The sequence below is a fragment of the Brevundimonas sp. genome, assembly GCF_047617075.1.
In the GTDB taxonomy this organism is placed as follows: Bacteria; Pseudomonadota; Alphaproteobacteria; order Caulobacterales; family Caulobacteraceae; genus Brevundimonas.
Map to the genome: position 1 here is coordinate 133137 of NZ_JBLGCI010000008.1, position 9933 is coordinate 143069.

Genomic DNA, 9933 nt, shown 5'->3' on the forward strand with positions numbered 1-9933 from the left:
CCTCCTTCAGCCGTCAGAGTCAAGCTCCCGCTGTTCTGAACTTTAGCTTCTCTCTCGCAGCCCTCGAAGGCAGAGTAGGGTTTCGACTTCCCCCTGTATGGATGCGTGCGTGACCAGAGTTCTGCTTTCCAGCCTTTTCCTGCTGTCCTTGTCCCTTTCGGCGTGTGAGCGGCAGGGGCAAGTGGATGAGGCGGAGGCGGCGGTTCCGGCGGCGCCTGTGCGGGCCGAGCCGGTGGTGGTGGATCAGCTGCCGCAGCTGTCGGCGAAGATCGACGCCCTGCCGGTGACCGGCGGGTTCAGCGGGGCGGTGCTGGTCGCGCGGGGGGACGAGGTGCTGTTCCGCCGGGTGTACGGGACCGCCAACCATGAGCGGGACCAGCCCATGGCGCTGGACACCAAATTCCGCATCGCCTCGGTGTCGAAACAGTTCACGGCGGCGGCGATCCTGCGGCTGCAGGACGAGGGGGTGCTGAGCGTGGACGATCCGGTGTGCCGGTGGATCCAGCCGTGCCCGGAGGCCTGGGCGCCGGTGCGCATCCACCATCTTTTGAGCCACACCTCGGGCATTCCGGACCTGATGCAGCGGCCGGGCTGGGGCGAGATGCGCACGACGTATCAGACCCCCGCACAGCTGACGGCGGCGTCGGCGGAGTTTGGCCTCAGCTTCGAGCCGGGGACGCGCATCCGCTATTCCAACGCGGGCTACAACCTGGCGGGCGCGATCATCGAGGCGGCGACGGGACGGGGGTATCACGACTGGCTGCGCACGGAGTTCTTCGACCCGCTGGGCATGGCGGACACCGGGTTCGACGACGGCTCCGTAGAGACGGCCATGGGCTATGCGTGGCTGGCGGGCGGGCGGACGCCGCAGCCGGAGTCCAATGCCTCCATCGTCTATGCGTCGGGCGGCCTGTATTCGACGGCGGATGATCTGCTGGCGTGGAACCGGGCGCTGCACGGGGGGAGCCTGCTGTCGGCGGAGAGCTATCGCCAGATGACCAGCCCGCACAATCCGCCGGGGGACGAGGGCCCGCCGGGACGGCCGCCGCGGGGCTGGGGCTATGGGCTGTTCATGGCGGACCTGGGATCGCGCATGGAGCCGGGGTTCCTGGCCGGGCAGATCTATCACACCGGCAGCTGGGCCGGGTTCCGGGCGCTGGTGACCTATCACCCGGCGCAGGATGTGACGGTGGTGGCGCTGTCGAACTACTACCACCAGAGGGATGCGCTGTTTCTGGCGACCCAGTGGGCCGTGGCCGAGGTGATCGGGGCGCCGCTGCCGGAGCGGATCGCGGACAGTTGAGGGAACGGGCCGGCCGCCTTTCCTACACACCGCTCATCCCCGCGAACGCGGGGACCCAGTCCTGTCCAGCTTGACGCCGGCGCCTCAGGACTGGCGAGTGGAGTGTGTCCTTGTCCGCTGCAACACCCAAAGCACTGGGTCCCCGCGTTCGCGGGGATGAGCGGAAAATCGAGAGGAACGGTCGGCGGCGGGCGGGGTTGATGTGGGGTCCCTGAAAGGAGATCCCATGCGCGCCCTGATCCTGAACTGCACCCTCAAGCCCTCGCCGAAATCGTCCAGCACGGAGGCGTTCGCGAAGGCTCTGGAAGGGCAGCTGAAGACCGAGGGGTGTTCGGTGGAGATGGTCCGGCTGGTGGACCTGAACATCAAGCCGGGGGTGACCACGGACGAGGGCGAGGGCGACGACTGGCCAGGCGTGCACGACAAGATCATGTCCGCCGACATCGTGGTCATGGCCACGCCCACCTGGATGGGGCAGGCGTCCAGCGTTTGCCAGCGGGCGCTGGAGCGCATGGACGGCATGCTGTCGGAGACGGACGACACGGGCCGGCCCGCCGCCTTCGGCAAGGTGGGCGGGGTGATCATCACCGGCAATGAGGACGGGGCGCACCACATCGTGGGCACCACGTGCCAGGCCCTGATCGACATCGGCTTCACCATTCCGGGGCACAGCTGGGCCTACTGGCATCTGGGGCCGGGACCGGGGCCGGACTATACGGAGACGGACGAGGGCCACGACTACGCCGACCGGGTGGCGCGGAATGCGGCCCGCAATCTGGCCGGGCTGGCCAGGGTGCTGAAGCCCGAGACCTATCCGGTTCCTGAAAGCGGGGAATAGGGGCACACTGGGCGGCGAAATCTGGGAGCCGTTCCATGCGCAGTCTGATCATCGCCGTCGCCCTTCTGATCGCCGCGCCCGCGTGGGGCAAAACGCCGGAGGAGGCGGTGGCGGCGGTGCGAACGCTTGAAGCGGAAAGAGCGGAAGCCGCCGTGGGGGCGGTGCTGGACCGGCTGCATGCGACGGCGTCCGAGGCGGACGGGGCGGCCTATTTCGACCTGTTCACGCCGGACGCGCGGTTCATCGGCACGGACGCGGAGGAGCGCTGGAGCCTGGCCGAGTTCCGGGCCTATGCGGAGCCCCACTTCTCGCAAGAGAACGGCTGGACCTATGCGCCGACGGCGCGGACGGTGACCATCGCGGACATCGACTGCCGCTGCATCGCCTGGTTCGACGAGGTGCTGAACCACGCGTCGTATGGGACGCTGCGCGGCTCGGGGGCGCTGCGTCTGACCGACGACGGCTGGAAGGTGGAGCAATATGTGCTGAGCTTCGCCGTGCCCAATGACGATGCGGACGCGGTGGTGGACGTGATCCGGGGCGGGGCGGAGTAGAAGAAAAGTTCAGGGCGTCGCGAAACCGCCGGGCTTTCGCTCCGGGGCGCCGGCGCCGGATGGAATGTTCGGCCTCAGCAAATCCTGCACAGCGCGCCTGAACCGGGCGGCGGTCAGGGGTTTGGACAAAACGGCGTCCGCCCCCAGGGTGTTGGCGATGGCCAGCAGGTAGTTGGCGTCCATGCTGCCGCCGCTGGAGATGGCCAGGATGCGCACGCGGGGATGCAACTGACGGCTTTCCATGATGGTTTCCAGCCCGTCCTTGCCGGGCATCAGCATGTCCAGCACCATCAGATCGATGGGCGCCGCATTCAGGATGCGCAGGGCTTCGTGTCCGTCGCGCGCCTCGACGATGGCGTGATCGCCGTCCCGAAGGAATTCAGTGGCGATGGCCCGGATCGCGGGGTCGTCGTCGACGATGAGGATGGCGGCCATGACGGTTTCTCCACGCCCATGATCTCACGAAAAGGGCGCCAAGGCCCTAACGCACAGGCTTAACGGCTCACGCCGCCAGCATCGCCAGGCCTGTAAGCGCGTCGCGCTCCATGGGCCGGTGAAAGTGATAGCCCTGCAGGCAGTGGGCCCCCGCTGTCTTCAGGAACGCGGCCTGTTCGGCTGTCTCCACGCCCTCGCAGATGATGCGGACGCCCAGCGCCCGGCCGACGCCGATGACCGCGTGGATGATGGCGGCGGAGGCTGTGCTGGTCAGGCAATCCTGAACGAAGCAGCGATCGATCTTCAGCGTATCGAAAGGCAGGTCCTGGAGCGCCTGGAAACTGGTGAAGCCGGTGCCGAAATCATCCAGAGCGACCTTTACGCCTAGCGCCTTCAGCTCCGAGATGGCGGCCGCCGACCGTTCAAGGTCCAGCATGGCCGTTTCGGTGACCTCTATCTCCAGCCGTTCGGGCGCGAAGCCGGCTGCGGTCAGGGAGGCCCGAACCCGGGCCGCGAATCCCGGCGCCTGGAATTCCTCGGGGAAGACGTTGACGGCGACGTTCAGGCTCATGGGCGCCGCCATGTCGGTCATCGCCAGGCGCAGCACGAAGTCGGTCAGGCGCGGGCCCAGGCCTGCGCGCGCCACATCGGACAGGAAGGCGTCCGGCGACAGGACCCCGCGCTCGGGATGCGACCACCGCAGCAGCGCCTCGACCTTGTCGCAGGACGAACCCGTCCGGTCGACGATGGGTTGGTAAACCAGGCGCAGGTCGCCTTGCGCCATGGCCCGCTCGAACTCCACCTCGAAGGGGTCGCGGGCGGGCGCGTCACCGAACAGCGCCGCCGATGTCCGGGAAAGGGCCTGATGCAGCGCGGCCGCGTCCGCCCGCACATCGGGATGGCCCGCCCGGGCGGCGGCTTCCACGACCGAGGCCGCCTTTGCGACGGCGCGCGCGCCGATGCTGAGGCTCATGGACTTCAGTGCGTGGGCCGCCCTCGCAGTCGCCTCCATGTCGCCGCCCTTGAGGCCCGCGTCGATGTCAGCGGCGCGCAGGGGCGCATTGGCGCGATACAGACCCTGAACCCGGTCCAGAAACTCGGGTTTACGAGCGGCGATCGATTCCAGTTCGCCGCGCACCTGCGGGTCGAAAAGCTCGCTGTCGCTGTCCGCCGGGGCCGCGTTCTCGGACGGCGCCGGACCGGCCACCGCCTTGTCTGGACAGATCCGAAGCAGGGCAGCGGCCAGGTCGCGGACGGTGAAAGGCTTGTGGACCACGCCGTCCATCCCGGCCCGCCGCCAGGCGTCCGCGCCGGCGCCGATCACGTGGGCGGTCAGGGCCAGGACGGGCACGCGGCCCCGTCCGCTTTTCTCTTCCTCGGCCCGGATGCGCGCTGTCGCCTCGAAGCCGTCCATGCCCGGCATGGAGCCGTCCATGAAAACCAGATCGAACGTCTGCGCGCGCAGCCGGTTGATGGCGTCCTGGCCACCGTCCGCCACGCTGACGACGACGCCCAGCTGGCCCAGGGTTTCAGCGGCCACCTCGCGATTGACGTCGGAGTCGTCCACCACCAGCACCCGCACACCCGGGAAACGGGGCAGGTCATCGACTGCTTGCGCCTCTCGACCGTCCAGGCGGGGCGCCCGGCCTTCGCTGACCTGGATCAGCACGGTGATCAGGTCGGCCCGGCGCAGGGGTTGCGGCAGGGCCGCGTCGGCGGTGTCCTGCTGCGCTTCGTCCAGGGCGATGAGGACCGCTTCGGGGGCCGAAGGCGGCCGCACCGGTCCGAAAACCAGATGGAAGGCGTCCGCCTGGCGTCGTCCCACGCCAAGCGAGTCCAGATAAAGGGACAGGGCACGGCCCGACATGGGCCCGACGTCTCCGACCGCGACGTTGAGGCCGGACAGGTCGGCAGGGAGCGCAAGGTTCATTTCGACCGCCGGCAAGGGCGCGGAGAAGGCGAAGCAGGAGCCGCGTCCCACCTCGCTGTCCAGCCGCCACTCGCCTTGCATGGCTCGCACCAGCCGGTCGCAGATGGCCAGTCCCAGCCCGGTGCCCCCATAGCGTCGCGTAGTGGACTGGTCGGCCTGGGTGAAGGCTTCGAACAGGGTGGGCAGGCGGTCGGCCGGAATGCCCGGCCCGGTGTCCTCCACGGCGATCAGGACGCGTCCCGATTGCGCGGGGTCGGCCTCCACGCGGATCAGAACGCCGCCCGTCTCAGTGAACTTGATGGCGTTGTTGACCAGATTGCTGATCACCTGGCGCAGGCGCACCGGGTCCGCCGACACCGGCGGCAGGTGCGGATCCACATAGGCGGCCAGATCCAGCCCCTTGGCGCGGGCCCGTTCCATGAACAGGCTGGCCACGTCCTCGGCCACTTCGGCCAGATCCACCGGCACGACCTCCAGATCCATCTTGCCCGCCTCGACCTTGGAAAAGTCGAGGATGTCGTTGATCACGCCCAGCAGGGATCGGCCCGACTTGGCGATCACGTCGGCGTGGCGTCGTTGGCGGGCGGGCAGATCAGCGCGGGTCAGCATGTCGCTGAGCGCCAGGATGCCGTTCAGAGGCGTGCGGATTTCATGGCTCATGACGGCCAGGAAGTCCGACTTGGCTGCGTTTGCGCTTTCGGCCGCCTCCTTGGCCTGAGCCAGGTCTGCGGTGCGCTCGGCGACTTCGTCTTCCAGCGTCTCGACCTGGCGGGCGATGCGGGCGTCACGCTCGCGGATTCCCGTCAGCATGGCGTTGAAGCCCTGCACCAGATCGCCGATCTCGCCGTCAGCCCTGACGTCGGCGGGACGCGAATAGTCATGGGTGGCCTGCACCCGGCCCATATGCGCGGCCAGCGCGCTGATAGGGCCGCTGATACGCCGTCCCAGCCGCAGGGCCACCGCCAGCCCGGCCAGCAAGGCCACGCCGGCGCCCGCCAGGCTGATCCAGAGGGCGAACAGGATACGTTCGCGAACACCGGGTGCGCGGCTGAACAGCACGATCTCGCCCACGGTTTCGCCCTGACTGACGACAGGAGCCCGTGCTTGCAGGCTGTCGGTGGTCAGGATCGCCCACAAGGACGGCCGTTCGCCCGCCTGCACCTGTGCGTCGCCTGCCAACCGGAGCCCGCTGCCCGTCTCGGCCAGCACCGCCCCGTCCAGGGTTTCGATGCGGGCATAGGTCACGTCGGGCATCTGGCGGATCGAGCGCACGCCCTCGAAGGCGCCGCTGCGGTCCCCGGCTCTCACGGCGTCAGCGGAAAGTGAGCCGATCACCCGGGCGGCCTGTGTCAGGCGCTGGGCCTCCAGATCCACCTGTCGTCGCGCCTCGATCACGGCGGACAGGACCGCCGTGGTCAAGAACGAGGCCGCCAGCGCCGAAAGCACGAGCATGACAAGACGACGACCGATGGTTTTTCGAGATTTCACGGCGGCCTTTATGGTCAAGCTTATCAAGTGTCTGACGATACCGCCGGTTAATGACTCCGCGATTAATCTGTATCTTGCGGAAGAGGGAGGCCGGAACCGGCCTGAGTACTGATGTCGGGTTTTGAATATGTGGATCTGGGTGCGGCCACGATCCTGTTCGTGGACGATGACCCGATCCTGCGCGAGTTCGCCGCCGTGCATCTGGCTACAGACACGGCGACCATCGAGGTCGCTTGCGACGGCGCCGAGGGCTATCGGATGGCCGAGGGCGGCCGCTACGATCTGATTCTCACGGACATTGAGATGCCGGGACTGGACGGTTTCGGCCTGATCAAGAAGCTGAGGGACAACCTCTGCACCCAGCATACGCCTGTGATCGTTCAGACCAGCCGCGAGGATGTGGCGTCCATAGATTGGGCCTTCCGGGCCGGCGCCGACGGATTCGTCACCAAGCCGCTGAACTGGCGGCTTCTCAGCTATCAGATCGCCTTCGCGCTGCGCGCCGGGCGCATGCGGCGTGATCTGATGGCTTACGGCGCCCTGTCCCGCTCCCGGGCCGCGGGATGAAACGCCCGTCCGTCCTGTGGCGAGCCTGGCGAGATGAGGCCGGGACCATCGCGATCAAGTTCGCCTTGGGTCTGCCGGCCGTCGGTCTGCTCGTCGCCGGCGCTATAGACCTGACTCATGTTCAGGCGACCCAGGTTCGTCTGCAGGATATTGCGGACGCTGCTGCGCTGGCTGCAGCCGCTGATCTGGGCCTGGCCACGGACGGCTCCAACGCCACGGAGCGCGCCCGGTCCTTCGTCGCCTCTCACCTTTCCGAGTGGCGGGAGGCGCCCACGGTGGAGGGCGGCTACAATATCGTCGATCTGCAGGGTCAAAGAGCCATTCGGGTCACCCTGGACGCCAACCGGCCTTCTTTCTTCGCCAATCTGTTGCCGCCCGGGGGCTGGAACCTGCACGCGGAGGCGACCGGCACCTCCATGGGCATGGTGCCCCTGTGTGTCCTGGTGACCGGCGCGTCGGGCAATCAGATGCTCTATGTGAAGGACCGCAGCCGCCTGAACGCCCCGGCCTGCCTTGTCCATTCAAACCGAGATATCGAGGTGGAGGGCAGCGCGGTGCTGACCGCCGCCGCCATCCACGCGGTCACCACGGCGAGGGGCCTGATGACGCCGGAGGCCGGCACCGACGCGGCGCCGGTGGATGATCCCTTCGTCAATCTGGATCTGGAGTACCGGGACGGTTTGGGTCTGGTGTGCGGCGTGCAGGAGCTGACGCGGCGGATACGGGTGGAGTCCGGAACCCACTACATAGCCCCAGGGCGCCACTGCGGCGGTATCGAGGCCAAGGGCACGGCGCGCATCGTTCTGGAGCCGGGCGACCATTTCTTCCTGCAAGGGGACCTCGTGATCGACGAGGACGCACGGCTGGAGGGGCGAGACGTGGTCGCTTTCTTTGACAGCGCGTCGCGATTCGCGTTCAAGGCCGGGGCGCGGGTGACCCTGGACGGTCGCAAGACGGGTCCGTTCGCGGGGATGGTGCTGGGCGCCATGCGGGACAACCGGCAGGACTTTGTGGTGTCAGCGGACCATGTGGAGAGTTTGCTGGGCGTGATCTATGTGCCGTCCGCCCGCCTGATCGTGGAGGGCAGCGCCGACGTCGCGCGGGACAGCGCCTGGACCGTGATCGTGGCCAAGGAAGTTCAGCTCAAGGGCGCGCCCTCGCTGTTTATCAACGCCAACTACGAGTTGAGCGACGTGCCGGTCCCCGAGGGCGTCGGTCCGCGCGCAGGCGATTCGCGGCTTGTCCGGTGACGTCCGACAATCCTGACGGGGATGTCGTCCCTGCGGAATCGCGGCGGCATGTCCGACCGAGGCTGCCTGCAGGCGCCCTTGCTTTTCCCGCGTCTCCGCCCTAAATGCCCCCGCACTTCGCACGTGGGCGTGGCGCGTTCCGGGGAGACATCCCGGTTTGCTCCGTTCCGAGGACCACTTGGTCTTTAACCGCCCACGCTAGGTTCGATCGGAAAAAGGACAAAACGATCATGGCTCTGCCTGAATTCTCCATGCGCACCCTGCTTGAAGCCGGCGCGCACTTCGGCCACCAGACGCACCGGTGGAACCCGAAGATGGAGCGCTACATCTTCGGTTCGCGCTCCAACATCCACATCATCGACCTGTCGCAGTCCATGCCGCTGATGCACCAGGCGCTGGTCGCCGTGCGCGACGTGGCGGCCAAGGGCGGCCGCGTGCTGTTCGTGGGCACCAAGCGTCAGGCGTCGGATCCGGTGGCGCAGGCCGCCAAGCGCTGCGCGCAATACTACATGAACAACCGCTGGCTGGGCGGCACCCTGACCAACTGGCGCACCGTGTCGGGCTCCATCGCCCGCCTGCGCGAGCTGGACGGCATTCTGGAAGGCGGCGGCGAAGGCCGTAACAAGAAGGAACTGCTGACCCTGCAGCGCGAGCGCGACAAGCTTGAACTGAGCCTGGGCGGCATCAAGGACATGGGCGGCGTGCCGGACATCATGTTCGTGATCGACACCAACAAGGAAGCGATCGCGATCCTGGAAGCCCGCAAGCTGAACATCCCGATCATCGCGATCCTGGACACCAACTGCGATCCCGACGGCATCACCTATCCGATCCCGGGCAATGACGACGCCGCCCGCGCCATCCAGACCTACTGCGACCTGATCGCGGACGCGGTGCTGGACGGCCTGGCCACCGGCGCCGCCGCCTCGGGCGTGGATCTGGGCGCTTCCGAGAACCCGGTTGAGCCGGCCCTGGCCAAGAAGGCGCCCGCCGCCAAGGAAGAGGCCGCCCCGGCCGGAACCGAAGGCGTCGCCGCCGAGATGGAAGCCAAGGCTGAAGAGCCCAAGGCGGAAGAGCCCAAGGCTGAAGAGGCTCCGGCCGTGGCCGACGAGGCCGCCAAGGAAGCGACTTCGGACGCCAACGACGCCGTCGAGACCGAGAAGGCCTCGGTCTGAGCCTCATAAGGCTTACCGACGGCGAAACTGTTATGCGGCCGGGCTAAGTCAGCCCGGCCGTTCCCGCATACGAATTTCAGGAGAGAGACCATGGCCGAGATCACTGCCGCCCTCGTGAAGGAGCTTCGCGAAAAGTCCGGCGCGGGCATGATGGATTGCAAGAAGGCGCTGGTTGAGAACAACGGCGACGTGGAAGCCGCCATGGACTGGCTGCGCACCAAGGGCCTGTCCAAGGCCGCCAAGAAGTCCGACCGCGTCGCCGCCGAGGGCCTGGTGGCCGTCGCCAGCCGTGAAGACGGCAAGGGCGAGACCGCCGCGGTCATCGAGTTCAACGCCGAGACCGACTTCGTGGCCCGCAACGAGCTGTTCCAGAACGCCGCCAAGTCGTTCGCC

The 9933-nt window shown here is 67.6% G+C and carries 9 protein-coding genes; 7 read left to right on the forward strand and 2 right to left on the reverse strand.

The genetic code is table 11. The annotated features are described in order from the left end of the window. The first annotated feature begins 109 nt into the window (after positions 1–109). The 3 genes from ACI8U3_RS10545 (at position 110) to ACI8U3_RS10555 (ending at position 2695) form a co-directional block, all read left to right on the forward strand. The gene (locus ACI8U3_RS10545) at positions 110–1303 is read left to right on the forward strand and encodes a serine hydrolase domain-containing protein (protein WP_415014825.1); all 1194 of its coding nucleotides are present in this window, start codon (positions 110–112) and stop codon (positions 1301–1303) included. A 226-nt stretch (positions 1304–1529) separates the two neighbouring features. Continuing rightward, complete coding sequence (locus ACI8U3_RS10550) at positions 1530–2141, forward strand: flavodoxin family protein (RefSeq protein ID WP_415014826.1); 612 nt, start codon at positions 1530–1532, stop codon at positions 2139–2141. Between the two features lie 35 nt (positions 2142–2176). After that, positions 2177–2695 (forward strand): nuclear transport factor 2 family protein, encoded by a 519-nt coding sequence (locus ACI8U3_RS10555; protein ID WP_415014827.1) that lies wholly within the window; start codon positions 2177–2179, stop codon positions 2693–2695. Positions 2696–2704: 9 nt separating this feature from the next. Here ACI8U3_RS10555 and ACI8U3_RS10560 read toward each other — a convergent pair whose 3' ends face one another. Together ACI8U3_RS10560 and ACI8U3_RS10565 are read right to left on the reverse strand one after the other, a co-directional pair. Continuing rightward, positions 2705–3130, reverse strand: a complete 426-nt coding sequence (locus tag ACI8U3_RS10560) for a response regulator (RefSeq protein WP_415014828.1) — start codon at positions 3128–3130, stop codon at positions 2705–2707. Positions 3131–3197: 67 nt separating this feature from the next. Continuing rightward, on the reverse strand, positions 3198–6548 hold the full coding sequence (locus ACI8U3_RS10565) for an EAL domain-containing protein (RefSeq protein ID WP_415014829.1): 3351 nt from the start codon (positions 6546–6548) through the stop codon (positions 3198–3200). A 111-nt stretch (positions 6549–6659) separates the two neighbouring features. On the opposite strand from ACI8U3_RS10565, the gene ACI8U3_RS10570 reads away from it, so the two are divergent. The 4 genes from ACI8U3_RS10570 to tsf form a co-directional block, all read left to right on the forward strand. Next, entirely contained in the window at positions 6660–7115 is a 456-nt protein-coding gene (locus ACI8U3_RS10570) for a response regulator (protein ID WP_415014830.1), read from the forward strand. Beyond that, entirely contained in the window at positions 7112–8365 is a 1254-nt protein-coding gene (locus ACI8U3_RS10575; RefSeq protein ID WP_415014831.1) for a TadE/TadG family type IV pilus assembly protein, read from the forward strand. The genes ACI8U3_RS10570 and ACI8U3_RS10575 overlap by 4 nt, the downstream gene beginning before the upstream one ends. A gap of 230 nt (positions 8366–8595) precedes the next feature. Beyond that, entirely contained in the window at positions 8596–9540 is a 945-nt protein-coding gene (gene rpsB / locus ACI8U3_RS10580) for a 30S ribosomal protein S2 (protein ID WP_415014832.1), read from the forward strand. Between the two features lie 90 nt (positions 9541–9630). Beyond that, positions 9631–9933: translation elongation factor Ts (gene tsf, locus ACI8U3_RS10585; RefSeq protein WP_415014833.1), on the forward strand; the 303-nt coding region annotated here is incomplete at its 3' end.